Origin of the sequence: Kineococcus sp. GCM10028916 (assembly GCF_042674865.1) — a bacterium.
Taxonomy (GTDB): domain Bacteria; phylum Actinomycetota; class Actinomycetes; order Actinomycetales; family Kineococcaceae; genus Kineococcus.
Window position 1 is genome coordinate 104,632 of record NZ_JBHTFM010000008.1, and the last position, 24,903, is coordinate 129,534.

Annotated in this window: 25 protein-coding genes; 15 read left to right on the top strand and 10 right to left on the bottom strand. The window is 73.7% G+C overall.

Translation table 11 applies throughout. The features are described 5' to 3' along the window. Positions 1–208 precede the first annotated feature (208 nt). From ACFQ46_RS09855 to ACFQ46_RS09900, 10 genes are all read left to right on the top strand, one after another. Positions 209–1,393: a mannose-1-phosphate guanylyltransferase gene (locus ACFQ46_RS09855; RefSeq protein WP_380259335.1), complete on the top strand. Its 1,185-nt coding sequence runs from the start codon at positions 209–211 to the stop codon at positions 1,391–1,393. Between the two features lie 50 nt (positions 1,394–1,443). After that, a complete protein-coding gene (locus tag ACFQ46_RS09860; RefSeq protein WP_380259336.1) occupies positions 1,444–2,691 on the top strand; it encodes an amidohydrolase in 1,248 nt (415 codons plus the stop codon). A 143-nt stretch (positions 2,692–2,834) separates the two neighbouring features. Further along, complete coding sequence (locus ACFQ46_RS09865) at positions 2,835–3,929, top strand: BMP family protein (RefSeq protein WP_380259337.1); 1,095 nt, start codon at positions 2,835–2,837, stop codon at positions 3,927–3,929. A gap of 49 nt (positions 3,930–3,978) precedes the next feature. Beyond that, the gene (locus tag ACFQ46_RS09870; RefSeq protein WP_380259338.1) at positions 3,979–5,499 is read left to right on the top strand and encodes an ABC transporter ATP-binding protein; all 1,521 of its coding nucleotides are present in this window, start codon (positions 3,979–3,981) and stop codon (positions 5,497–5,499) included. After that, positions 5,496–6,713 (top strand): ABC transporter permease, encoded by a 1,218-nt coding sequence (locus ACFQ46_RS09875; RefSeq protein WP_380259339.1) that lies wholly within the window; start codon positions 5,496–5,498, stop codon positions 6,711–6,713. The genes ACFQ46_RS09870 and ACFQ46_RS09875 overlap by 4 nt, the downstream gene beginning before the upstream one ends. Further along, positions 6,710–8,005 (top strand): ABC transporter permease, encoded by a 1,296-nt coding sequence (locus tag ACFQ46_RS09880; RefSeq protein ID WP_328294826.1) that lies wholly within the window; start codon positions 6,710–6,712, stop codon positions 8,003–8,005. Before ACFQ46_RS09875 ends, ACFQ46_RS09880 begins: the two co-directional genes overlap by 4 nt. Further along, positions 8,002–8,412 carry a cytidine deaminase gene (locus ACFQ46_RS09885; protein WP_380259340.1) on the top strand — a complete coding sequence of 137 codons (411 nt, stop codon included), beginning with the start codon at positions 8,002–8,004 and terminating at the stop codon, positions 8,410–8,412. Before ACFQ46_RS09880 ends, ACFQ46_RS09885 begins: the two co-directional genes overlap by 4 nt. After that, positions 8,409–9,695: a thymidine phosphorylase gene (locus tag ACFQ46_RS09890; protein WP_380259341.1), complete on the top strand. Its 1,287-nt coding sequence runs from the start codon at positions 8,409–8,411 to the stop codon at positions 9,693–9,695. The genes ACFQ46_RS09885 and ACFQ46_RS09890 overlap by 4 nt, the downstream gene beginning before the upstream one ends. Positions 9,696–9,720: 25 nt before the next feature. Next, complete coding sequence (locus ACFQ46_RS09895; RefSeq protein WP_380259342.1) at positions 9,721–10,029, top strand: hypothetical protein; 309 nt, start codon at positions 9,721–9,723, stop codon at positions 10,027–10,029. 56 nt (positions 10,030–10,085) lie between these two features. After that, on the top strand, positions 10,086–10,772 hold the full coding sequence (locus tag ACFQ46_RS09900; protein ID WP_380259343.1) for a YidC/Oxa1 family membrane protein insertase: 687 nt from the start codon (positions 10,086–10,088) through the stop codon (positions 10,770–10,772). Between the two features lie 10 nt (positions 10,773–10,782). Here the strand turns inward: ACFQ46_RS09900 and ACFQ46_RS09905 are convergent, their stop codons facing one another. From ACFQ46_RS09905 to ACFQ46_RS09915, 3 genes are read right to left on the bottom strand one after another with little or no spacing between them, the layout of a single operon-like run. After that, entirely contained in the window at positions 10,783–11,739 is a 957-nt protein-coding gene (locus ACFQ46_RS09905) for a 3,4-dioxygenase subunit beta (protein WP_380259344.1), read from the bottom strand. 43 nt (positions 11,740–11,782) lie between these two features. Continuing rightward, positions 11,783–13,165, bottom strand: coding sequence for an MFS transporter (locus tag ACFQ46_RS09910; RefSeq protein ID WP_380259345.1), 1,383 nt, complete (start codon positions 13,163–13,165; stop codon positions 11,783–11,785). Positions 13,166–13,198: 33 nt separating this feature from the next. Beyond that, positions 13,199–14,089, bottom strand: a complete 891-nt coding sequence (locus ACFQ46_RS09915) for a LysR family transcriptional regulator (RefSeq protein ID WP_380259346.1) — start codon at positions 14,087–14,089, stop codon at positions 13,199–13,201. A gap of 72 nt (positions 14,090–14,161) precedes the next feature. Here ACFQ46_RS09915 and ACFQ46_RS09920 point away from each other — a divergent pair, with 72 nt between their 5' ends. Beyond that, positions 14,162–15,130 carry a DMT family transporter gene (locus tag ACFQ46_RS09920; RefSeq protein ID WP_380259347.1) on the top strand — a complete coding sequence of 323 codons (969 nt, stop codon included), beginning with the start codon at positions 14,162–14,164 and terminating at the stop codon, positions 15,128–15,130. Here ACFQ46_RS09920 and ACFQ46_RS09925 read toward each other — a convergent pair. Continuing rightward, on the bottom strand, positions 15,045–15,575 hold the full coding sequence (locus tag ACFQ46_RS09925) for an N-acetyltransferase family protein (RefSeq protein ID WP_328294835.1): 531 nt from the start codon (positions 15,573–15,575) through the stop codon (positions 15,045–15,047). The genes ACFQ46_RS09920 and ACFQ46_RS09925 overlap by 86 nt on opposite strands. A gap of 39 nt (positions 15,576–15,614) precedes the next feature. Here ACFQ46_RS09925 and ACFQ46_RS09930 point away from each other — a divergent pair, with 39 nt between their 5' ends. After that, complete coding sequence (locus ACFQ46_RS09930; protein ID WP_380259348.1) at positions 15,615–16,181, top strand: helix-turn-helix domain-containing protein; 567 nt, start codon at positions 15,615–15,617, stop codon at positions 16,179–16,181. 16 nt (positions 16,182–16,197) lie between these two features. Continuing rightward, a complete protein-coding gene (locus ACFQ46_RS09935; protein WP_380259349.1) occupies positions 16,198–17,307 on the top strand; it encodes an adenosine deaminase in 1,110 nt (369 codons plus the stop codon). Here ACFQ46_RS09935 and ACFQ46_RS09940 read toward each other — a convergent pair. From ACFQ46_RS09940 to ACFQ46_RS09950, 3 genes are read right to left on the bottom strand one after another with little or no spacing between them, the layout of a single operon-like run. Continuing rightward, on the bottom strand, positions 17,295–17,942 hold the full coding sequence (locus ACFQ46_RS09940) for a WYL domain-containing protein (RefSeq protein ID WP_380259350.1): 648 nt from the start codon (positions 17,940–17,942) through the stop codon (positions 17,295–17,297). The two genes, ACFQ46_RS09935 and ACFQ46_RS09940, sit on opposite strands and share 13 nt — an antisense overlap. A 35-nt stretch (positions 17,943–17,977) precedes the next feature. After that, on the bottom strand, positions 17,978–19,063 hold the full coding sequence (gene rsgA / locus ACFQ46_RS09945; protein ID WP_380259351.1) for a ribosome small subunit-dependent GTPase A: 1,086 nt from the start codon (positions 19,061–19,063) through the stop codon (positions 17,978–17,980). 55 nt (positions 19,064–19,118) lie between these two features. Then, positions 19,119–20,024: an NADP-dependent oxidoreductase gene (locus ACFQ46_RS09950; RefSeq protein ID WP_380259352.1), complete on the bottom strand. Its 906-nt coding sequence runs from the start codon at positions 20,022–20,024 to the stop codon at positions 19,119–19,121. Positions 20,025–20,112: 88 nt separating this feature from the next. Here ACFQ46_RS09950 and ACFQ46_RS09955 point away from each other — a divergent pair, with 88 nt between their 5' ends. Then, positions 20,113–20,601, top strand: a complete 489-nt coding sequence (locus ACFQ46_RS09955; protein ID WP_380259353.1) for a MarR family winged helix-turn-helix transcriptional regulator — start codon at positions 20,113–20,115, stop codon at positions 20,599–20,601. 9 nt (positions 20,602–20,610) lie between these two features. Here ACFQ46_RS09955 and ACFQ46_RS09960 read toward each other — a convergent pair whose 3' ends face one another. The 3 genes from ACFQ46_RS09960 to ACFQ46_RS09970 form a co-directional block, all read right to left on the bottom strand. Further along, positions 20,611–21,162 (bottom strand): CvpA family protein, encoded by a 552-nt coding sequence (locus tag ACFQ46_RS09960; RefSeq protein ID WP_380259354.1) that lies wholly within the window; start codon positions 21,160–21,162, stop codon positions 20,611–20,613. A 69-nt stretch (positions 21,163–21,231) separates the two neighbouring features. Beyond that, a complete protein-coding gene (locus ACFQ46_RS09965) occupies positions 21,232–21,861 on the bottom strand; it encodes a hypothetical protein (protein ID WP_380259355.1) in 630 nt (209 codons plus the stop codon). After that, a complete protein-coding gene (locus ACFQ46_RS09970) occupies positions 21,854–23,269 on the bottom strand; it encodes an aldehyde dehydrogenase family protein (RefSeq protein ID WP_380259356.1) in 1,416 nt (471 codons plus the stop codon). Before ACFQ46_RS09970 ends, ACFQ46_RS09965 begins: the two co-directional genes overlap by 8 nt. A gap of 80 nt (positions 23,270–23,349) precedes the next feature. Between ACFQ46_RS09970 and ACFQ46_RS09975 the strand changes: the two genes are divergently transcribed. Beyond that, positions 23,350–24,903, top strand: a complete 1,554-nt coding sequence (locus ACFQ46_RS09975; RefSeq protein ID WP_380259357.1) for a PHP domain-containing protein — start codon at positions 23,350–23,352, stop codon at positions 24,901–24,903.

Consider the following 24,903-nt stretch of genomic DNA (forward strand, 5'->3'; position numbering starts at 1 on the left):
CGCCCCGCAGCGACTGCTCGGCGGAGCACTCGCGGAGCTTTTGTGACGAAGGACTCACAGCATCGTGAGGCGCAGGTCACGGAGGAAAGCCTGACCTTAGCGGTGCGGTGGGCGTCCCGTCGACCTCCTGCGCCCTGTCGGGGGACGACCTCACCCGTTCGCCGCTCTCCGGCGTGGACGGACGGAGCGCACCGGTAGGTTCCCGACCATGACTGACGGGGGACAGGGCACAGCAGGCACCAACTGGTCGGCGTCGTGGTCGGAGGACGACCTCGAGGACGGCCAGATCGACCTCTCCGACTTCCACGCCGTCGTCCCGGCGGGTGGGGCGGGCACGCGGTTGTGGCCCCTCTCGCGCAGTGACCGGCCGAAGTTCCTCCTCGACCTGACCGGTCGCGGGCGCACGCTGCTGCAGTCGACCTGGGACCGGTTGCTGCCGCTCACCGACGCCTCGCGCACCCTCGTCGTCACCGGCCGCTCCCACGCCGACGCCGTCGCCGAGCAGCTGCCCGACCTGCCGGCCGAGAACATCCTGCGCGAACCGATGCAGCGCGACTCCGCCGCCGCCATCGGTCTCGCCGCGGCCGTCCTCGTCCGCCGGAACCCCGACGCCGTCCTCGGCTCGTTCGCCGCCGACCACAACATCTCCGGTCGCGACGACTTCGAGAGCTCCGTCGAGGAGGCCGTGGTCACCGCCCGGCGCGGGTTCGTCGTCACCATCGGGATCGCGCCCTCGCACCCGGCCACCGGCTTCGGCTACATCCGCCTCGGCAAGCGACTGCGCCTGCAGGGCGCACCCAACGCGCGCCGCGTCGTGCAGTTCAAGGAGAAGCCGGACGCACGCACCGCCGCGGCCTACCTCTCCACCGGGGACTACCGCTGGAACGGCGGGATGTTCGTGACCCGCGCCGACGTCCTGCTGGAGCTCCTCGCCACGCACACCCCCGCCCTGCACTCCGGGCTGATGCGCATCGCCGACGCGTGGGACACCCCGCAGCGCGACGCCGTCCTCGAGGAGCAGTGGGCGGCCCTGCCCTCCATCGCCATCGACAACGCCGTGGCCGAGCCGGCCGCCGAGGCGGGCCGCGTCGCCGTCGTGCCCGCCACCTTCGGCTGGGACGACGTCGGCGACTTCTCCTCCCTCGCCGAACTGCTGCCGGCCGACGTCGACATGCCGAAGGTCCTGGGCGACCCCGACCTCGTCATCACCGAGGGCGTCGCGGGCGGTCTCGTCGTGCCCGCCAACGGCCGCGTCGTGGCGCTGCTCGGCGTCGACGACCTCGTCGTCGTCGACACCCCGGACGCGTTGCTCGTGACCACCCGCGCCCGGGCGCAGGAGGTCAAGAAGCTCGTGGCCCGGGCCAAGCACCTCGGCCTCGACCACATCGTCTGAGCGGGGCTGGGGTACGCGGGGTCGGGGGGCGGCGGGTAGCGTCGACCGACGTGACCAGCGACACCGAAGCCACGAGTGACGCGGGTTCCGCGACCCGGCGGACCGAGGGGCTCGCGGTGCGCATCGCCGACCTCGTGCTCGCCCACGAACCCACGGCGCGGGCGGTGCGACGCGAGATCCACGCCCACCCCGAGCTGGCCCACCAGGAACACCGCACGACCGCCCGCCTCGCCGAGGTCCTCACGGCCGCCGGCGCCGCCGTCCGGCTGCTGCCCGGGACGGGGCTGATCGCCGACATCGGCCCGAGCGGCCCGATGCTCGCCGTGCGGGCCGACCTGGACGCCCTGCCCGTCCCCGAGGCCACCGGTCTGCCCTACGCCTCCACCGTGCCCGGCGTGGCCCACGCCTGCGGGCACGACGTGCACACCGCGTCGGTGCTCGGCGCCGGACTGGTCCTCGCCGACCTCGCCCGGACGGGTGATCTGCGGCACGGGGTGCGCCTCGTCTTCCAGCCCGCCGAGGAGGTCATGCCCGGCGGCGCCCTCGGGGTCATCGGGACCGGTGTGCTGGAGGGCGTCTCGGCCATCTACAGCCTGCACTGCGACCCCACGCTGGACGCCGGCACCGTCGGTCTCAAGGCCGGGCCCATCACCTCCGCCAGCGACCACGTCACCGTCCGCCTGCACGGCACGGGCGGGCACACCTCCCGCCCCCACCTCGCGGGTGACCTCGTCTTCGCCCTCGGTCAGGTCGTCACGCAGCTCCCCGCCGTCATCGCCCGCCGCGTCGACCCCCGCGCCGGCGTGAACCTCACCTGGGGAGCCGTGCACGCCGGCGACGTCGCCAACGCCGTCCCCTCCGCGGGCTACGCCGCAGGGACGTTGCGCTGCATGGAGACCGAGGCCTGGCAGCACGCCGGGGAACTCGTCGAGTCCGTCGTCGCCGACCTCGTCCGCCCCTACTCGGTGCGCGCCGAGGTCGAACTCGTCCGAGGCGTCCCGCCCGTCGACAACGAGGTGCACTCCACGGCCGCCCTCGACGAGGCCGCCCGGATCCTGCTCGGAACCGACGCCGTCCTGCCCACCCGGCAGTCGCTGGGCGGCGAGGACTTCGCCTGGTACCTGCACCACGTCCCCGGCGCGATGGTGCGCCTCGGGACGCGCACCCCCGGCGGCACGACGTTCGACCTGCACCGCGGGGACTACGCGCCCGACGAGGCGGCGCTCGCCGTCGGGATCGGCGTGCTGGCGACCACCGCGGCCTCGGAGCGGGCGCTGCCCGCCGGTCTGTCGGGTTGAAAGGTCTCGATCTGGACAACCTGCGTGCTCGCGCGCACGGGGAGGGGGATTTCGGCCACTACGATGGCCGCGCGTTCGCCGGTCCTGCTCCGGGCGTCCGCCTCACCCCCGTGAGTCACACCCCGACCTGGAGGACTACCCCCATGAAGACGTTGCACCGCCTCGCGCCGGTGGCCGCCCTGGGCGCAGCCGCCCTGATGCTGGCCTCCTGCGGCAGCCGGCCGGACGCCGCGACGGGATCGGGTGACGCGAGCAGCGCCGGCGGCGCCAAGTTCAAGGCCTGCATGGTGCTCGACACCGGTGGCGTGGACGACCGCTCGTTCAACCAGTCCTCCTACGACGGCTTCAAGGCCGCCAACAAGGCGAACCCGGACATCGAGATCGGCTACGTCGCCTCCAACAGCGACGCCGACTACGTCCCGAACCTGACCACCGAGGTCGGCAACAAGTGCGACTCGATCGTCGCCGTCGGCGGTCTCATGTCGGACGCCGTCAAGGAGGTCGCGGAGCAGAACCCCGACCAGAAGTTCGCCGAGATCGACTCCGCGCCCGTCGCCGACAACGTCTACGGGTTCGAGTACAACACCGCCGAGGGCGGGTTCCTCGGTGGTTACCTCGCCGCCGGCATGACCAAGACGGGCACCGTCGGCACCTGGGGCGGCCTGAACATCCCGCCGGTCACCATCTACATGGACGGCTTCTGGGAAGGCGTGCAGTACTACAACCAGCAGAAGGGGAAGTCCGTCAAGGTCATCGGCTGGGACGAGAAGAACCCCTCCGCCGGTACCTTCTCGAACTCCTTCGTCGACCAGGCCGCGGGCCGGTCCATCACCGAGACGATGGCCGCCCAGGGCGCCGACATCGTCATGCCCGTCGCCGGCCAGTCCGGTCTGGGTGCGGGGGCGGCCGCCGAGGCCGCGGGCGGCTCGCTGAACCTCATCTGGGTCGACACCGACGGCTGCGTCAGCGCCGAGCAGTACTGCAAGTACTTCATCTCCTCGGTGACGAAGAACCTCACCGACGCGGTGAACGACTACGTCACGAAGTCGGCCTCCGGGTCCGTCCCGACCGGTGCCTACGTCGGGAACCTGAAGAACGACGGCACGGGCCTGGCGCCGTTCAACCAGTGGGACGCGCAGGTCCCGGCGGACCTGAAGTCCGAGCTGGACACGGTCAAGAAGGGCATCATCGACGGCAGCATCGAGATCACCTCGCCGAACGCCATCAAGGCCGGCTGACAGCGAGTTCCAACACGAGTCGACGGCTGACGAGGGGAACGACCCGCAGGTGCAACTGGAACTCAAGGGCATCACGAAGCGCTTCGGGCCCCTCGTCGCCAACGACTCGATCGACCTCGTCGTCCGCGAGGGCGAGATCCACGCCCTGCTGGGCGAGAACGGGGCCGGCAAGAGCACGTTGATGAACGTGCTCTACGGCCTCTACACCCCGGACGAGGGCCAGATCCTCGTCGACGGCGAACCCGTGGAGTTCACCTCCCCGGGCGACGCCATGGCCGCCGGGATCGGCATGGTGCACCAGCACTTCATGCTCGTCCCGACGTTCACGGCCACCGAGAACATCGTCCTCGGTGCGGAGCTCACCACCGGCGGGGGTTTCCTGGACCGGCGCCGGGCCCGCGAGCGCGTCGAGGAGACCTCGCAGCGGTTCGGGTTGGCGATCCCCGCCGACACCCTCGTCGCCGACCTCGCCGTCGGCGTCCAGCAACGCGTCGAGATCGTCAAGGCCCTGCTGCGCGACGCGAAGGTCCTCGTCCTCGACGAACCCACCGCCGTGCTCACCCCGGCCGAGACCGACGACCTCATGCGCGTCATGCGCGAGCTCGCCGACGCCGGGACGTCGATCGTCTTCATCACCCACAAGCTGCGCGAGGTCAAGGCCGTCGCCGACCGCATCACCGTCATCCGCCGCGGCAAGGTCGTCGGGGAGGCGTCGCCCAGCGCGTCGCCGGAGGAGCTCGCCGCGCTGATGGTGGGCCGCGAGGTGCGCCTGCGGGTGGAGAAGGCCACGGCCGAACCCGGGGAGAGCGTCCTGACGATGTCCTCGGTGCGGGTCGTCGACCCGTCCGGGACGGTCCTGCTGGACGGCATCGACCTCGACGTGCGCGCGGGGGAGGTCCTCGCGATCGCCGGTGTCGACGGGAACGGGCAGACCGAACTGACCCGCAGCATCGTCGGCCTGCAGCGCATCGAGTCCGGGTCGCTGCGCATCGCCGGGGTCGACACCACCGGACGCGACATCGCCGACGTCCTGGCCCTCGGGGTCGGCTACGTCCCCGAGGACCGCCTGCACGACGGTCTCGTCGGGTCGTTCAGCATCGCCGAGAACCTCGTCCTCGACCTCGTCGACTCACCCGCCTTCGCCAGCGGGCCCTCCGTCGACCGGGACGCGGTGCGGCGCAACGCGGACGACCGGATCAGCGAGTTCGACATCCGGACCCCCTCGCCGCAGGCCGCGGCCTCGACGCTGTCGGGCGGGAACCAGCAGAAGGTGGTCCTGGCCCGGGAGATGTCGCGCGAGCTGAAGCTGCTCGTCGTCGCGCAGCCGACCCGCGGGGTCGACGTCGGGAGCCAGGAGTTCGTGCACCAGCGGATCGTGGCCGAACGCGACCGCGGTGCGGCCGTCGTGCTGGTCTCGACCGAACTCGACGAGGTGCGGGCGCTGGCCGACCGCATCGTCGTGCTCTACCGCGGCCGGATCGCGGGCGAGGTCGGCCCCGAGGCCACGCAGGAGGAACTGGGTCTGCTGATGGCCGGCGCCCACATCGAACCCGCCGGAGGGCAGTCGTGACGTTGGAGAAGGAAACCGTCCGGGACGGCGGTCCGGTACGGCGACGGCGCCCGTACTGGGGTGGCAGCTGGCTGGTGACGGTGTTCGCCGTCGTCGGTGCCCTGCTCGTCGGGGCGGTGCTGATCGCCATCGGCGACGAAGCGACCCGGGCCAGCGCGGGGTACTTCTTCAGCTACCCCTGGGACCTGTTCTCCAACGTCTGGTACTCCGTCCGCGACGCCTACGTCGCGCTGCTGCAGGGCGCCGTCTACAACCCGAGCTTCTCCGGGATCGCGGCGTTGCGGCCGCTCTCCGAGACGCTCGTCAACGCCACCCCGCTGATCCTGGCCGGACTCGCCGTCGCGCTGTCCTTCCGGGTCGGGTTGTTCAACATCGGCGCCCAGGGCCAGATCATCCTCGGTGCGGTCCTCGCCGCCTGGTTGGGCTTCACCCTGGACCTGCCGGTGGTTCTGCACCTGGTCGTCGCGCTGGTGGGCGGGATCGTCGGGGGACTGGTCTGGGGTGGGGTCGTCGGTCTGCTCAAGGCCCGGACCGGCGCCCACGAGGTCATCACGACGATCATGCTGAACTACGTCGCCATCAACCTGCTGAACTACCTGCTCAGCGTCCACGGCTTCCAGCGCCCGCCCTACGGGCAGGCCATCTCCGAGCAGGTCGCCGCGAACGCGGAACTGCCGCCGCTGCTGGGTTCCTCGCTGCGGGTGAACCTGGGCCTGGTCCTCGCGGTCCTCGCGTCCGTCTTCGTGTGGTGGCTCTTCGAGCGGTCCCGGCTCGGGTTCCGCCTGCGCGCGGTGGGGGCCAACCCCAACGCGGCCCGCACGGCCGGGATGCCCGTGGGTCGGTTGCAGATCGTGTCCATGGCGCTGGCCGGTGGCCTCGCGGGCCTCGCCGGCGCGACGCAGGTCCTCGGCGTCACGGGGAGCGTGACCAGCAGCGTCGCCGGGAACATCGGCTTCGACGCCATCACCGTCGCGCTGCTGGGACGCAACAACCCCTACGGCGTCATCGCGGCCGGCGTCCTGTTCGGCGGTCTGCGGGCCGGGTCGGTGCAGATGCAGTCCTCGACCGGCGTCCCCGTCGACCTCGTCGGCGTGCTGCAGGCCCTCGTCGTGCTCTTCATCGCCGCGCCGGCGCTGGTCCGGGCGGTGTTCCGCCTGAAGTCCGGCGGTGGCGCCGGGGTCGGTTCGGAACTGGCCGGAGGGTGGACCCGGTGAGCGTCGAGATCCCCGCGCCCGTCGTCGAACTGGCGCGCGTCGAACCCCCCGTCAGCCTGCGCCGACGGGTCCTCACCGGAGCCCTGCTCGTGCTCGTCGGGCTGGTGACGGTCCTCGGCTGGGGGGTCGGTTCCGGTGCGGCCGACGCGACCTTCCGCTTCGGTGGCGGCTCGGCCGTCGAACTCCCCGACCTCACCGTCCCCGGGACGCTGACGCCGGTCGTCCTGGGCGTCGTCGTCGTCCTGCTCGGGCTGTACCAGCTCGCGCGGGGTTTCCGGGCGCGGCGCAGTCCCGTCGTCATCGCCGTCACGTTGCTGTGCTTCGTGCTCGCGTTCCTCTGCTGGGTCATGTCCGGGGCGTCCTCGCAGTCGATGGACGTCGTCAAGCTGCTCCAGCAGACGGTCTTCCTCGCCACCCCGCTCATCCTCGGCGCCCTCGCCGGGGTGCTCGGCGAGCGCAGCGGTGTCGTGAACGTGGCCATCGAGGGGCAGATGCTGACCGGCGCCTTCGCCGGTGCCCTCGTCGGTTCGATGGCCGGCAACCTCGGTGCCGGGGTCGTCGGTGCGGTGCTGGCCGGGGCCGTCGTCGGGTGGCTGCTGGCGGTCTTCGCCATCCGCTACCGGGTGAACCAGGTGATCCTCGGGGTCGTGCTGAACGCGGCCGCCCTCGGTTTCACGGGGTGGGCGTACAAGGCGCTCATGCAGACCGACGCGCAGCGCTTCAACTCCCCGGGGGTGCTCTCGCCGGTCCGGATCCCCGGCCTGGCCGAGATCCCCGTGCTCGGGCCGCTGCTGTTCCAGGCCAACGTCCTCGTCTACGCGATGTACGTCGTCATCGTCGCGCTGCAGGTCGTCCTGTTCCGCACCCGCTGGGGGCTGCGCACCCGGGCCGTGGGTGAGCACCCCAAGGCGGCCGCCACGGTCGGCATCCCGGTGCTGCGGGTCCGCTACGTCAACGTCGTGGTGGCGGGGGGCATCGCCGGTCTCGCCGGGGCCTACCTCTCCATCGGGACGATCGGGCCGTTCACCGAGAACATGTCGGCCGGCAAGGGGTTCATCGCCCTGGCCGCCGTCATCTTCGGCCGGTGGAGCCCCAAGGGGGCCGTCGGTGCGTCGTTGCTGTTCGGGTTCTTCGCCGCCCTGCAGACCCTCGTCGGGATCATCACCGCGCCGGGGACCGTGCCCTCGAGCTTCCTCTCGATGCTGCCCTACCTCGCCACGATCCTGGCCGTCGCCGGTTTCGTCGGCCGTGTCCGCCCGCCCGCCGCCTCCGGGGAGCCGTACCCGTCGTGAACCCTGACTTCGACGTCCTGCGCGCCGCCGCGCGCGAAGCCCTCGCGCACTCCTACTCGCCGTACTCGAACTTCCCCGTCGGCGCGGCCGCCCTCGTCGACGACGGGCGGATCGTGTCCGGGGCCAACGTCGAGAACGCCTCCTACGGCGTCACGTTGTGCGCCGAGTGCACGCTGGTCGGGCAGTTGCAGATGACGGGGGGCGGCACGCTCGTCGCCTTCGCCTGCGTCGACGGTGCGGGCAACGTCCTCATGCCGTGCGGACGGTGCCGGCAGCTGCTCTACGAGTTCGGCGGACCGGACCTCCTCGTCGACTCCCCGCGCGGGGTGGTCCCGATGACCCAGGTGCTGCCCGACGCGTTCGGCCCGCACGACCTGACCGACCCCGCCCGGAAGGCCCAGCCGTGAGCCAGCAGCAGTTCGCCGCCGTCGACGTCATCCGCACCAAGCGCGACAAGGGCGTGCTCTCCGACGCGCAGATCGACTGGGTCGTCGACGCCTACACCCACGGGGTGGTCGCGGAGGAGCAGATGTCCGCGCTGGCGATGGCGATCCTGCTCAACGGGATGAACCGCGCCGAGGTCTCGCGCTGGACGAACGCGATGATCGACTCGGGCAGCCGGCTCGACTTCACCGACCTGCCCCGACCCAGCGTCGACAAGCACTCCACGGGCGGGGTCGGCGACAAGGTCACGTTGCCGTTGGCGCCGCTCGTCGCGGCCTGCGGCGCGGCCGTCCCGCAGTTGTCCGGTCGTGGGCTCGGCCACACCGGCGGGACCCTGGACAAGCTCGAGGCGATCCCCGGCTGGCGGGCCTCGCTCACCCTGGCCGAGATCCGTGACCAGCTCGTCGACGTCGGCGCCGTGATCTGCGCGGCGACGGGCGACCTGGCCCCGGCGGACAAGAAGCTCTACGCCCTGCGCGACGTCACCAGCACCGTCGAGGCGATCCCGCTCATCGCCAGCTCCATCATGAGCAAGAAGATCGCCGAGGGGACCAGCGCCCTCGTCCTGGACGTGAAGACCGGCTCCGGCGCCTTCATGAAGGAACTCGGGCAGTCGCTCGAACTGGCCCGCACGATGGTCGAGCTCGGCACCGACGCCGGGGTGCGGACGGTCGCCGTGGTCACCGACATGTCGACGGTCCTCGGCCGCACGGCGGGCAACGCGCTGGAGGTCCGGGAGTCCCTCGAAGTGCTCGCCGGGGGAGGACCGGCCGACCTCGTCGAGCTCACCCTGGTGCTGGCGCGCGAGATGCTCGCCGCCGTCGGGCTCGACGCGGTGGACCCCGCGGACGCCCTCGCCGACGGCCGCGCGATGGACGCCTGGCGGCGGATGATCGCGGCCCAGGGCGGCGACCCGGACGCGCCCCTCCCGGTCGCCGCGCACACCCAGGACGTGCTGGCGCCGGCCGACGGTTTCCTCGACGTCGACGCGCTGGCCGTCGGGGTCGCCGCCTGGCGGTTGGGCGCGGGACGCTCGCGCCGGGAGGAGGCCGTGCAGGCCGGCGCCGGTGTGGAGCTGCACGCCGTGCGGGGGGACCGGGTGCGCACCGGTCAGCGCCTCATGACCCTGCACACCGACACCCCGGACCGCTTCGACTGGGCCACGCAGGCCCTCGACGGGGGTTTCACGGTCTCGGTCGCCGAACCCGCGACGGTTCCGCTGGTCCACGAACGCATCACCGCCTGACCCTGCCGTGGGTAGGGTGGCGAGCGTGGGTGGGCAGCAGGAGCTGACGGCGCGGTTCTCGACCGCGCTGCTCGTGCTGCCCCTGCTGCTCTCGGCCCTGCTCCTCGCGGGCGGGTCCGAGCAGTTGCTGCTGGGGACCGCGGTCGCGGTCGCCTCGAGCGTCGTGGTCGGCCTCCTCGCCCTGCGGGGGGTCGTGGCGGAACTGCTGGCCGCCGTGGCCCCGTCGCCGCCGGTAGCCCGTTTCGAACCCGCGGACACGTTGCCGCAGAACGCACCGGCCGCGGTGGGGAACCCGCAGCCCCGGGCACCCGGAGTCCTCGCGCTCCCGTGCTGAGCTGACGCGCGCACGGGAGTCGACGCCTCCCGTTCCCGCGACCTCCGGAGTTCCCCGTGCTCGAAACCCTGCACTCGATCCTGCGTCCCGTCGCGGACGCCGTCACCTTCGTCCTCCTCCACCTGCACGACCTCGGCGCCCCCTGGCCGCTGGCGATCGTGGGACTCGTCGTCCTGGCCCGGACCCTGCTGCTGCCGTTGTTCCTCGCCCAGCAACGTTCGGTCGTCCGCGCCGCCGCGCTGAGACCGCAGGTCCTCGCCGTCCAGCAGCGCCACCGCAGCGACCCGGCCGGCCGGCGGGCGATGCAGGAGGAGGTCGCGGCCCTGCACCGCGACGCCGGGGTGAACCCCCTCGGCGGCTGCCTGCCCGGGCTGCTGCAGTCGCCCGTGTTCCTCGCGCTGACCCTGACCCTGCAGTCCGGCGCCACCCTGGCCGCCTTCGGTGCGGCGACCCTCGCGGGCGCGCCGCTGTCCGGGGTCCTCACCCACGGCGGTGATCCGGCGACGGTCCTCGTCGCCGGCTTCCTCCTCCTCGCGATCGCCGCGCTGCAGGTGGTCACGCTGCGCGCAGGCACGTCCGGGGTGGCCACCCCGACCGCCCTGCTCGTGGTCCTGCCCGTCGTCGTGGTGGTCTCGGCCGCGCACTTCCCGATCGGTGTCCTCGTCTACTGGGCGGCGTCGGGAGCCTGGTCGGCGGGGCAGCAGCTGCTCGCCCGGGCCCTGCTGCGGCGGACCCCCGCCTGACGCGGGGGGCTCAGGCGGTGCCGGAGGGCGGGGTCCCGCCACCGGACCCGTCGGGGTGACCGGAGGTGTCCGACCCGTTGCCGGCCATCGTCCCCGCCGTGGGCTCGGTCGTGGTGTCGACGCCGACGGTCAGCGCGATGGCGTACCCGCTGGTGACGTCCCCGCTGACGGTCGGCGTCTGGGTCGCGGCGCTGTCGTCGCCGAAGACGTTGTCGGTGGCCAGGCTCACCTGGGCGAGGTTGCTCACCGACTGCTCGTAGCCGGTGGTGGCGTAGACCGCCTCGTTGGCCCCGGTGGGCATCGCGACCTGGGAGGTGGCGATGCAGTTCGCCACGTCCGTGATGTCGTCGACGCTCGGGTAGACCTCGAAGTGGACGTGCGGCCAGCGCCCGGAGTAGCAGGCCGGGTAGACGCTGGTGAAGGTCACGTTCCCGTCGGCGTCGGCGACCTGGACCCCGCGCAGGTAGTTCTCGTCGGTGAGGGAGTCGGCGTAGAGGGAGTACTCGCCGTCGCGGTCGCAGTGCCAGACGTAGACCGCCACCCCCTCGAACGGGACGTTCCCGCCGGCCAGGTCGACGACGCTGAGGGTCAGGGTCATCGGCACCCCCTCGGCGGTGGTCGTGCTCGACCCGAAGCTGGACCGGATGTCGCTGCGCACTACCCCGCTCTGCTCGAGGACGTCCGGGCCGTTCGAGCCGTCGCCCGGGTAAGGGCCGGCGGTCTCGTCGGGGATCTCGGTGAGCGTGCCGGAGGCGGCGCTCGAGGAGCTCGTGGTGGTGTCGGCCGCGGCGGTGTCGTCGCTCCCGCAGGCGGCGAGGGTGAGCCCGGTGGCCCCGAGGCCCAGCAGCCCCAGCGCGCGACGACGGCCGATCATCGTCGTGATGTCGAAGGCGAGGCCCTGGTCGTCGACGTCCTCGTCGGGGCGGGGGAGCGGACGACCCTCGTAGCTGGGGAGGTTGTTCTTCATGCCTCCACCGTCGGGGAGCCACCGAGGAGGATCCGGTGCTGCGTCAGTGCGCTTCCTGTGAACCGTGCACCCGGCGGGCGACGAGCAGGGCCACGACGGCGAAGACGACGCACACGGGCAGGGTCCCGGCGAACCCCGCCCACGCCGAGACGGCGCCCAGGGCGGCGAAGACCAGTCCGGTCAAGGCCATCGCCGTGCCGCCGCCGGCGGCGTCGGAGATCGTCAGCGCCGCCGACCCCGCACCCTCCTGCCCGGCGGGCGACTGCTCCAGCACGAGGACGGTGGTGCGGGGGAAACCCAGCCCCATCCCGGCCCCGGCGCAGGCCCAGCCCAGGGCGGAGGCCAGGGCGGCGACGACGTCCCCGGGGGTGAGCGCGGCTACGACGGCCTGGACGACGACGCCGACGAGCAGCAGGACGGTGCCGATCCGGACGGCGCGCGCGTGCGGGAGCCGCGGCCCGAGGCGGCCCTGGACGGCCGAGGCCGAGGCCCAGGCGATCGCGGCGGCGGTCAGCGTCGCCCCCGCGAGCCAGAGCGGGAGCCCGAACCTCTCGTGCAGCATCAGCGGCAGGTAGACCTCGGTGCTGAAGAACGTCGCGGCCAGCAGACCGCGCAGCAGCACCGTCGCGGGGAGTCCCCGGTGGGCCGTGAGGGTTCCCGGCGGCAGCAGCGGGCGGACCGCGACGACCAGCACGCCGAGGGCGACCGCGGCGACCAGCCACCGCCAGGGACCGGTGGCCCCCGCGGAACTCACCGCCACGACAGCCACCGCCACCCCGGTGGCGGCAACGAAACGACTGCGCGGCAACGGCTCCCGGGACCCTTCCGCGGCCGGGACCCGCAGCAGGGCGGGCAGCACCGCGGAGGCGGCGATCAGCACGAGGACGAGGACGCCGGAGAACACCCACGGCCAGCCGAACGTCTGCGCCACCAGCGCGGCCAGGAACGGGCCGACGAGGGAGGGCAGCACCCACGCCGAGGCGAACGCCCCGAACACCGCCGGCCGCAACGCCGGGGGGAACACCAGGGCGACCGTCACGTACAGGGTCACGCTGATCCCGCCCGACCCGAGCCCCTGCAGGAACCGGGCCGCGACGAAGAACTCCATGGTCGGCGCCAGGGAGGCGGCCAGCAGCCCGGCGGCGAACACCGTGATCGCCGCCAGCAGCGGCTTCCCCGGGCCACGCCGGTCGGCCCAGCCCCCGGCGGCGACCATCCCCAGGACGCTCGCCGCGAGCGTCGCGGCGAACGCCGTCGCGTACTCGCCGCGACCGCCCAGGTCGGCGCTGACGACGGGCATCACGGTGGTCACCGCGAGGCTCTCGAAGGCGGACAGGAACACCAGTGCCGTCGTCCCGAGGGTGGTGATCAGGTAGGTGCGGGAGAAGATCCCGGCGGTCGGGGTGGCGGTGGTGCTCGTGGTCACGTCGTCACGTTAGGTGCTCCAGCGCACTGGAGCTCAAGCGCTCCGGGCGGCCAGTCCGCGCAGGGCGTCGAGCACGGTCCCGACCCCGCGACGGGCCAGGGCCTCCGGGCGCAGCAGCGCGTCGATGCGCCGGTTGAGCGTGAGGTCGGCCAGGGGACGCAGGACCACCCCGGGTTCGGCCCGCGAGGTCAGGGCCGGCAGCAGGGCCAGCGCGTCGCCCGAGGCCACGACGGCGGCCGACACGAAGAACTCGTTGATGCGGTGGACGACGTCGAGGGGTCGGCGGGCCGCCGCGGCGACGACGTCGAGCGCGCCGGCCAGCGGGAATCCCTCGTGGACCGAGATCCACCGTTCGTCCGCGACGTCGGCGACGGTGAGCCGCTCGCGCCCGGCGAGCGGGTGGTCCGCCGCGAGCGCGACGTGCAGCGGTTCGGTGAGCAGCGGCACCACGCGCAGCCGCCGGGTCGGCCACGGCGGACCGGCCTCGGGGCGGTGGGCGATCACGACGTCGTAGTCGGCGACGAGGCCTGGGAAGTCCTGCTGGGCGACGTCCTCATCGGTGCAGCGCAGGGGCGGGGCGCCGTTCAGCTCCCGCAGCAACGGGCCGAACCAGGCCAGGCCCACGGAGTTGAACGCACAGACGGCGACCGGGGTGTCGAGGGACTCCAGGTGGGCCTCGACGGCGCGGTTCGCCCGGTCCAGGGCCGCGGCGACGTCCACCGCGGCCGCCGCGAGCGCCTCGCCCGCGGGGGTCAGGGCCAGTCGACGTCCGCGCTTCTCGGTCAGGGGTGTCGGGCAGGTGCGTTGCAGCGCCGTCAGGTGCTGCGAGACCGCCGAGGGGGTGACGTGCAGCGCGCGAGCCACCGCCACCAGGCTGCCCCGCTCGAAGAGCTCGCGCAGGATCGTCAGCTGACGCACGTCCATGAAGCGATGCTAAATCCTGGCGTGAGCAACTGGTGTCTGGACTGAACGGTTGCGACCACCGACCATCGAGACGTGACACGTGATCGCCGGGTCGACCTGCTCCTGCTGGGGGTGGCCGTCGTCTGGGGCTCCAGCTACCTCGCCGCCAAGGTCCTCCTCGACGTCGTCGGGGTCCTGCCCCTGCTCGCGCTGCGCTACGCCGGCGCCGCGGTGGCGCTCGCCGCCGTCGTCGCCGTGACCCGCGCGCGGGTGGGGCGCGAGGAGCTGCGCTGCGGCGTCCTCCTCGGCCTCTCGCAGGCGGCGATCCTCGCCCTCGAGACCTACGGCGTCGCCGGGACGAGCGCGACCAACGCCGGTCTGCTGATCTCGCTGACGATCCTGCTCACCCCGGGGTTCGAGGGGATCGTGCGCCGTTCCTGGCTGCCGCCGGCGTTCTTCGCCGCGGCCCTGGTGGCCGTCGTGGGGGTCGCCCTGCTCGTCAGCGCCTCCGGGGGTCGTCTGGTGTTCCGGGTCCCCAACCACGGCGACCTGCTGGTCCTCGCGGCGGCCGTCGTCCGGGCCGGGCACGTGACGGCCATCGGTCGGGTCACCCGCACCCGCGACCTGGACCTGCGGGGGCTGACCTTCGTCCAGACCGCGCTCGGGGCGGCGCTGTTCACGGTGTTGGACCCGGGCGGGGTGTCCCGCGCGGTGGCGCACGCCTCGCCCGGGCAGTGGGCGGGGATCGCCTACCTCGCCCTGGGCTGCAGCGTGTTCGCCTTCCTGGCCCAGAGCTGGGCCGTGCACCGCACGTCGGCGGCGCGGGCGAGCCTGCTGCTCGGCACCGAGCCCCTGTTCGCCGTGCTCGTGGGGGTCCTGCTCGGGGGGGAACTGCTCGGCCCGCTCGGCGCGCTCGGGGCGGTGCTCATCCTCGCCGGGACGGCCTGGGGTCAGCGCGTGGAACGCCTCGCCCGGGTCAGGACAGCGGTTCCGGAACCCCCGCCGGGCCCGCACCCAGTGGTCGCTGCAGACGGACCACGTCCCACCAGCGGTCGAGCTTGAACCCGATGCCCCGGAACGTGCCCACCTCCTCGAAGCCCAGCGCCCGGTGCAGGCCGAGGCTCGCCTCGTTGGGCAGCGTCACGCCGGCCACGAGCATCCGGAAACCCCGGGCCCGCAGCGTCGCGAACAGCTCGCCGTAGAGCGCCCGGCCGGCGCCGCTGCGGCGCAGACCGGGCGCGAGGTAGACGCTCACCTCGCACGACCAGTCGTAGGCGGCCCGGGCGGCGTAGGGGGAGGCGTAGGCGTAGCCGGTCACCACCCCCGCGTCCTCGAGGACCAGCCACGCGTGGCGCTCCCGGTAGCTCTCGATCCGGTGCGCCACCTCGGCCGCGTCGGGGGGTTCCCGCTCGAAGGTGATCGCGGTGTCGCGGACGTAGGGCGCGTAGACGGCGGCGCAGGCCGCCGCGTCGGCGACGCTCGCAGGGCGGATCACGCGCTCAGGCATGTGACGATCGTACGCACATCAATGACTATGGTGTCCAGCATGGCTGACCCCTCGACGTCCCTCGCGGACTCCCTGGCCCGGACGGTCAGCTCGGTCCGAAGCGCCCGCGGGCTCTCGGTCGCGGCGCTCGCGGACGCGTCCGGGGTCTCCCGCGCGATGATCGCGAAGGTGGAACGCGGTGCGGCACAACCGACCGCGGTCCTGCTGGGGCGACTGGCGGGGGCGCTGGGGCTGACGCTGTCGCAACTGGTCGCCCGCGCGGAGGGGGAGGAGCGCCAGGTCGCGCGCCGTGCGGAGCAACCGGTCTGGACGGACCCGGCCACCGGCTACGTCCGGCGCGCGGTCACCCCCGGTACGGGCGGACCGCTGGAACTCATCGAGGTGGACCTGCCGGCAGGGGCGCGGATCGGGTTCCCGGCCGCCACCTACGCCGGCACCCACCACCAGGTCTGGGTCCTCGCCGGCCGGTTGCGGTTCGAGGAGGGTCCTCAGGTCCACGACCTCGGCCCCGGGGACTGCCTGCGGCTCGGGCCGGCACAGGACTGCGCCTACGTCAACGACTCCGACGACGCGTGCCGCTACCTGGTCTGCCTGGTCCGCGCGTGACTGGCACGATCGGGGGGTGAGCACTCCCGAGAGCACCACCCCCCCGACCATCGAGCGCCTCCGCGCCCTGCCGAAGGTGTCGCTGCACGACCACCTCGACGGCGGTCTGCGGCCCGCGACCATCGTCGAGATCGCCGCCGCGAACGGGCACCGGCTGCCGACCACCGACCCCGAGGAGCTCGGCGCCTGGTTCCGCGACGCCGCGGACTCCGGGACGCTGGTCCGCTACCTCGAGACCTTCGACCACACCGTCGCCGTCATGCAGGACGCCGAGTCGCTGGCCCGGGTCGCGACCGAGGCCGTCCTCGACCTCGCCGCCGACGGCATCGTCTACGGCGAGCTGCGCTACGCCCCCGAGCAGCACCTGCAGGGTGGCCTCAGCCTCGACGAGGTCGTCGTCGCCGTCGAGGAGGGCATGCGCCGCGGTGAGCAGCTCGCCGCCGAGGCGGGCACGCCGATCCGGGTCGGCACCCTCGTCACCGCCATGCGGCACGCCGACCGCGGCCTCGAGATCGCCGAACTCGCGCTGCGCCACCGCGACGCCGGTGTCGTCGGTTTCGACATCGCCGGGGCGGAGATCGGGTTCCCGCCCTCGAACCACCTCGCGGCCTTCGACCGGCTGCACGCCGAGAACTTCCCCGTCACCATCCACGCCGGTGAGGCGTTCGGCCTGCCGAGCATCGCCGACGCGGTCCACCCCTGCGGCGCCGAACGCATCGGGCACGGGGTCCGGATCATCGAGGACGTCGAACTCGGGGAGGGACGCGACCGGTTCGGCCTGCCCGTGGCGAAGCTCGGCCGCCTCGCGACCTGGGTCCGCGACCGCGGGATCGTCCTGGAACTCTGCCCGTCCTCCAACGTGCAGACGGGGGCCGCGACCAGCGTCGCGGACCACCCCGTCACCGTGCTCAAGGACCTCGGGTTCTCGATCAGCGTGAACACCGACAACCGGCTGATGTCCGGGACGTCCCTGTCGAAGGAGTTCTCCCTGCTCGTCGACGAGGCCGGCTGGGACCTCGCCGACGTGGAACGCGCCACGATCACGGCGCTGTCCGCCTCCTTCCTGCCCTTCCCGGAACGTCTCGCGATCGCGAGCGACGTGATCCGCCCCGCCTACTCGGCCTGAACTCCCGGGTCGCCGTAGCGTTCGAGCACGTCGCGGGCCGTCCGCACGAGGTCCGCGACGAGTTCGGCGGGTTCCAGCACGTGCACCGTCGTCCCGAGTCCCAGCAGGACCGCCCGGGCGGCCGGCAGGGCCCGGAAGGTCGCGGTGATCTCGACCTCCTCGCCGTGGGCGCCGACCCGGGGTTCGTCGAGCAGCTGGGCGTCGGCGATGCGCAGCAGCAGGCCGGCGTCCCCGGCGGCGACCCGCATCCGGACCACCGTTCCCGAGGTGTCGGGTCGCTCGACCTCGGCGCGCAGCCGCGCCCAGACCGCCGCGAGTTCCGGCAGGTCGTCGGCGACGGTGTCGTCGAGGAGCTCGACGTCGAGGACCCGGTCCACCCGGAACAACCGTTCCCCGTCCGCCCCCTTTCCCACCAGGTACCAGACCACACCCTTGGCGACCAGGCCGAGGGGATCGAGGGTCCAGGAGTTCGCGACCCACGCCGGCGACCTGGCCGTCGCGATCGGGCGCGCCGACCTGCTCGACGAGGAACCGGCGGAGACGGCCCCGGCGGACTCGATGCGCCCCGTGCCCCGCGACCGGACGGGTTTCCCGTTCGGGGACCCGTCGAGGTTCCCGCCGACGCCCCGGCCCACGTCCGTCTCGCCGCCTGGCTCGGTCGGGGCTGAGGTCAGGAGTGGTGGCGGTCGCGGGTGGCCTTGACGAGCTTCTTCCACTCCTTGCGGCGTTCCGCGGCGAGGCGGTGGTCGGTCCGGGAGGCGAACCACGCCTGCTCCCGCTCCAGCCTGCGGTAGCTGTCGAGCCGCCGCTGCTCGAACACCCCCGCGTCGATCGCCGACAGCACCGCGCAGCCGGGTTCGTTCGTGTGCGAGCAGTCGGAGAACCGGCAGTCGACCGCGACCTCGTCGAGGTCGGCGAACGTCCGTTCCAGCCCGTCGCCGAGTTCCGCGACGCCGAGGGTGCGCAACCCGGGGGTGTCGACGAGGACGAGACCCCCGGGCAGCGGGACGAGTTCCCGGGTCACCGTCGTGTGCCGTCCCTTGCCGTCCACGGACCGGACGGCCCCCACCGCGAACCGTTCCTCACCGAGCAGGGCGTTGGCCAGGGTCGACTTCCCCGCGCCGGAGGACCCGAGGAGGACGACGGTTCCCCGGAGGTGGTCGCGCAGGGCCTCGACGCTGGCCGGGTCGGTGGAACTCACCGCGACGACGTCGGCGCCCACGGCGTCGCCGCGGACGGTGGCGAGGGTCTCCTCGAGCTCGTCCCGGGCCAGGAGGTCGGACTTGGTGAGGGCGACGACGGGGCGTGCCCCGGAGTTCCACGCGAGGGCGAGGAAACGTTCCACCCGGCCGAGGGAGAGGCGGGAGTCGGCGCCGATGGCGACCACGACGGTGTCGACGTTCGCGGCGAGCTGGTGGTCGACCGACCGTCCGGTGACCGAAGCGCGGGCGAGCACGGTGCGCCGCGGGAGGACGCCCAGCACCCGGGGGCCCTCCGGGGCGTCCAGCACCAACCCCACCCAGTCGCCGGTCGTCGGGGCCGGGACCAGGTGCCCCGGGGGAGTTTCCACCCGTTGCGGGCCGAGCGGGGTCTCGACGTCGCAGGCGCCGCGGTGCACGCGGACGACACGGGCGGGCAGCAGGTGCTGCCCGTCGTGGGTGGTCGCCGCGCGGAAGGAGTTCCACCGGTCGTCCCAGTCCTCGTCCCAGCCGAGGCGGGCGAGGGGGTCGCCGGGGTGTTCGTCGGGTTCGGGCACGCGAGCAGGCTAGGTTCCGCGGCCCGGGGGCGGCGACGGGTTTTCGGAGGGTTCCTCAGAGGGTGACGACGGCGCGACCGCGCAACCTCCCGGCCTCGCCGTCGGCGTGCACGGCGGCCAGTTCGGCCAGCGGGCGACGGGTGGAGACGTCGACGGAGAGTTCCCCGGCGTCGACGGCCCGCACGAGTTCGGCCAGCTGGGCGGTGTCGTTGCGGACGTAGAGGATCCGCCAGTGCACGTCGCGGGCCTCGTCGTCGGTGAGAGGCAGCGGGGGAGCGCTGACGGCCCGCCCGCCGTCGCGGACGAGGTCGGTCAGCCGGCTGAGTTCCGCGGGGTCGCCGGAGACGTTGTTGAACACCAGGTCGACGGGACCGGTGAGGCCGTCGGCGAGGGATGTGGTCGTGTAGTCGATCACCTCGTCCGCACCGGCGGCGAGCACGGCGGCCCGGCTGCGGGGGCTCGCGGTGGCGATCACGTGGGCCCCGGCCCGCTTCGCGAGCTGGACCGCGAACCCGCCGACCCCGCCGCCGGCCCCGTTGACCAGCACCCGCTGCCCGGCCTGCAGGCCGCCGTGGTCGAACAGGCCCTGGAACGCGGTGAGCCCGGCGACGGGCAGGGCGGCGGCGTCGGTCAGCGGGATCGAGCGCGGCGCCGGGACCAGCAGGTCCTCGGGGACGGCCGCGAACTCCGCCGCGCCGCCGCCGACGGGGACGCCGAGGAAGGCGATGACGTCCTGGCCGGTGTCCTCGACGGTGCCGGCGAGGTCGAGCCCCGGGGTGTACGGCAGGTCCACGGGGATCAGCTCGGTCATGTACCCGGCCCGGATCGCGCCGTCGACGGCGTTGAACGTGGTGGCGGCGACCCGGACGAGGACCTCGCCGTCGGCGGGGACGGGGCGGTCGACCTCCTCGACCCGCAGGGTGTCGGCGGTTCCGTACCGGGTGATGCGAACGGCGCGCATGGTCTCTCCTCCATCAACGAGTGCTCCGAATTCGAAGCACCTGTCGAGCGTACGACTGCTTCGAATTCGACGCAAGTACCCTGAGGGGGTGGACCGCGGACTGAGCGAGCAGCAACTGGCGACGTACCTCGCCCTGACCGAGGTCGGGAACCTGCTCGAGCAGGCCGTCACGTCCCAGCTCCGCGTCGACGGGGACCTCAGCCCCGTCCAGTTCCAGATCCTCGCGACCCTCGGCACCAGCCCGTCGACGGATCACCGCATGACCGACCTCGCCGACCGGATCGTCTACAGCCGCAGCGGGTTCACCTACCAGGCCGGGCAGCTCGAGAAGCGCGGTCTCATCGAGCGGAAACCCTCGCCCCACGACGAGCGCAGCACCGTCGTCACCCTCACCGCCGCCGGGCGCGACGTGCTCGCGACGGTCATGCCCGGCCACGTCGACGTCGTGCGCGGCCTCCTCTTCGAGGACGTCCCGCAACGCGACCTCGACGCCCTCCAGCGCGTCCTCGGCCCCGTCCGCGACCGGCTGCGGCAGGCTCCGCCCCGTTCGGCGCGGTCCCGTCGCGGACGGGGGTGACCGCTGCGGTCAGCGGGGACCCGGTCCGCCCAGCGTGGCGCCGACCGCGGTGACGACGGGGTCGAGCACGTGTCGGCCCACCTGCTCGAGCGACTGGCGCAGACCGTCACCGGGTGACCCGGGACCGCCGGTCCACGGCGTCCCGTGACCGGGCACCAGCGGGAGGAGCGGGAGGAGCGGGAGGAGCACGGCGCAGAGCACGACGGCCAGCCCGCCACGCACCACGGCCCCGGCCACCCGGTCCAGGACCCGCAGGTGCACCGCGCCCAGGACCCGCGCCACTCCGGCACCGACGGCGGCACCCAGCGAGGCTCCGACGACGGCCAGCACGAGCACCACGCCCACCGCGATGACCACGGCGTCCCCACCGGTCTGCGGCCAGTTCGCCTGGACCCGGGCGGCCACCTCGACGCCGGTGACGGCGCCGACCGCCACGCCGAGCAGGGCGAGGACCGGGCGGGAGGCGCCCCGGCGCCACCCCGACCGGGCGGCGAGCACGACGAGGACCACGGCGAGGAGCGCGGCGAGGAGGGGTACGAGGCGTTCGGGGGTGGTGTCCACGCGCCGACGGTAGGCACGGGAGGTCGCCGCCGTCGCCCTTCCGCCGGGAACTTCAGGGTCCGCTCAGGGTCACACCGGAACGGTGGCCCCCGAGAAGAGGGCCGCGACGAGGTCCAGGTCGGCCAGGTCGGCCAGCGCCGCCGGGGACAGCGGCGGGAGGACCCGGGTCCCGGCCTCGGCGCAGGCCAGGCGCAGGTCCGCGTCGTAGTCGGCGGCGGCCGCCCGGGCGTCCAGCAGCGTCACCGTCGTCGCCAGCCGGCGCACCGTGTCGGGGTCCCGGGCGACGACGGTCACCGCGCCCGCGGGGAACTCCGCCGCGACCACGTCGACCAGCGCCCCGACGGCCGCCGACTCGTGCGCGACGACGCAGCGCGCACCCGCCGCCAGGGCCGAGCAGATCGCGCGGGCGGCGCCGAGGAACTCCTCCGGCGCCAGGATCGCCACCGGCGGTGGCCGGCGGTCGATGGCGACGGGCAGCAGCAGGTCGAGCTTGTCGGCCCACCCGGCCCAGCGCACGATCGTGTCCACGCAGCCGTCGACCTGGGCGACCGCCTCGGAGATCCCGCACCGGTGCGCCCGCCGGACCCGCTCGACGAACGTGGTCCGCCCGGCCTCGACCTCGGCCGCGGCGGCCAGCAGGGCGCGCCCGCGACGAGCGGCGCTGTGGGAGGGGTCAGGGCTGAACGGCGCTTCACCCACGGCAGGCCCGGAGGAGGTCCAGCGCGTCCCGCCGCGGATCCGGCGGGGCCGGGACGTCGGTGCCCAGGGAGCCGCCCCACACGGTGACGGAGCCGGCCCCTTCGAGGTGGGGCAGCACGTCGGCGGGCGAGCGGATGGTCCGCACCCCCAGGACGGGCCCCGGCGGTGGCCACGCGCTGTGCCGGCCGAGCGTGACGACCCCCGGCGGCGTCCACCAGCCGGCCTCGGGCAGCCCGGACGGCAGGGCGCTGTCCAGGGCCTCGTGACCGGCGCGGGCGAGGTGCGGGCTCGGGACGGGGCCGACCGCCGTCGCCCGGTCCAGCGGGTGCCCGGTGCGCAGTCGTGCGACGACGGGTGCTACCCGGGCCACCAGCGCGTCGGCCACGGTGCGGGCCACGACCACCCGCGACCCGCCGGACCGTTCGTGGGCGCCGCCGACGGACGCGGCGACGAGCGCGGCCGTCACCTCCTCCAGGTCCGCCTCCGGCAGGACGACGTCGACGTGCGGCGCGTCGAGCCGTTGCAGCAGAGGCGTTCCGGCGTGGGCGAGGGCGATGCCCACGCTGCGCAGGTCGTCGAGGGAGCCGTCGGCGCGGACCGCCACGAGGTCCTCGTGCGCCCACAACCGGGCGTCGGTGGCCTGGTCCGCCCCGGGCGCGACCCGGACCAGACCGTGCGGGACACCCGCCTCCTCCACGAGCCGGACGAGCTGCCGGGCGCTCGCCGCCGCGGCCGGCCGTGCCCGCAGGACGACACCGCAGCCGGTCGCCAGCCCCGCCACGATCGCGGTCAGGGCGTCGGCGGTGCTGGTCCGCCAGGTCGTCAGCACCCCGACGACACCCCCGCCGGGACGGTGGGCGGCGCCGACGGCCTCCAGCTTGTCCGCCCAGCCGGCGGCGGAGAAGGCGGCGGCGTGCGCGGCCGGGGCGTCGAGGGTGTACCCGGCCGCGACGGGACGCCCCGTGGTGAGGGCCGCGGTCACGGCGAGCGCGCGGACGTGGTCGGCGAGGACGTCGGCGATGGCGAAGAGGAAGCGCGCCCGGTCCTCCGCCGACAACCAGGCCCAGTCGCTGCGGCTGGTCGCGGCCGTGTCGGAGACGATGCGCTGCACCAGGTCCGGTGGGGTGTCCTCGACCGAGAGCAGGCGTTCCCCGGTGGTCGGGGCGAGCACCTCGAGCAGGGGACCGGTGCCGGAACCCCCGACGGGGCCGTCGGCGACGACGAGGTCGGGGACGACGTCGGGCAGGTCGGTCGACGGCTCGCCGGAGCGCGGGGTGGAGGGTCCGGTGGGGGACCCCGTGGTCATCCGCAGGCCCGTCGGGAACGCCGCTCCGGCGGTGGACACCCGCAACGGGGACTCCCGTGGGGCACCCAGTCCCACGACAGCATCCGGTAGCGAAGTGCTCACGATCAGTGAGTCTACTGAGGTTCCTGTGCCGGGAGAGGGTCGTTCGAGCACTCCGTCCCCCGACTGGCAGGCTGGGGCCCGTGCTCTCCGACGAACCGCACTCCCACGCGCCGTCCCCGCTACCGCCCGATCCGGTCAGTTCCGACGGCGACGACCGGGACTTCGCCTGGTACGCCGGGGACCACCACATCCACACCACCTTCTCCCGCGACGCCATGTACTCCGTGGACGACCAGGTCCGCCGGGCGCACGAGTGCGGGCTGGACTGGATGGTCATCACCGACCACGGCGGCCCCGACCACGCCAAGCAGTCGGTCGCGCTGCAGACCCCGCTGATCGCGCAGGCCCGCCGCCGCCACCCCGTCCTGGTCTTCCAGGGCATGGAGTGGAACATCCCGGGCGCCGAGCACGCGACGTTCATCGCCCCCGAGCACGTGGACACCCCCGACCTGCTGCAGCGCTTCGAACGCGCCTTCGACGGCGACGTCCTCGGAGCGCGGCAGAACCCCGGCGGCCCACGGCTGATCGAGGACTCCGTCCACCCCGGCCCGGAGGCGGAACAGGTCGGTCTCGACGCCCTCGCCTGGCTCGTCGAGGAACTGCGGACGGGGACCGTCGGCGAGGCCCTCGTGCTCTCGAACCACCCCATGCGGACCGGTCGGGTCACCCCGTCGAAGGTGCGCGGCTGGCGCGACGCGGCGCCCGGGGTGTTCATCGGCTGGGAGGGGGCGCCCGGTCACCAGGCCGCGGCGCTGCCCGCCCCGCTGGGCCGCGGGCGGGGCCGCGGTCAGTACGACGAACGTCCCGGGAAGTGGTCCTTCCCCGGCTACGACCTCGACCAGTACCGCACGTGGGGCGGGTTCGACGCCGCGACCGCCCGGATGGGCGGGTTGTGGGACTCGCTGCTGGCCGAGGGACTGCCGTGGTGGATCACCGCGAACTCCGACAACCACTTCGACATCGGCGACACCGTCCGGGTCGGGAACCTGTCGCTGGAGCACTACCGCGCACACGGTTCCCGTGGGGAACCCGTCGAGACCGGGGTCGTGCAGCACGGCTACGTCGACTTCGCGCCGGGTTTCTACTCCCGGACCTGCGTGGGTTCCGCGTCCCGGGACTACCGGTCGGTGATGGGCGCGCTGCGGTCCGGGCGGGTCTTCGTCGTGCACGGCGGGTTGGTGAAGGCCGTCGAGGGACGGGTCCGGACGGGCGCCGGCCCGGGGGTGACGTTCGGGGCGCGGACGACCGTCGACCGCGGCGGCGACGTCGAGGTCGAACTCGTCGTCGACCCCGCGACGCAGGCCAACGGCAGCGGCGCGGTCCCGCGCTCGGCCCGCTGGGACGTCATCGTGGGAACCGTCACCGGCCGGGTGGCCGACGTCGACCGGGACCTGTTCGAGGCCCCCGGGACCCGGGTGGTCGAGAGTTTCGAGGTCCCGGCCTCCGCGACCGGCCGCCAGGTGTTCCGCACCGTCCTGCGCGGGGTCGCGGACCCGTTGTACGTCCGCTTCCGCGGCAGCGACGGTCGCCACCAGGCCGCCGACGGGCACCCGCTGGTCGACCGGATCGGGGACTCCGACCCGTGGGACGACCTGTGGTGCTACACGAACCCGGTGTTCGTCGACGTGCGCTGA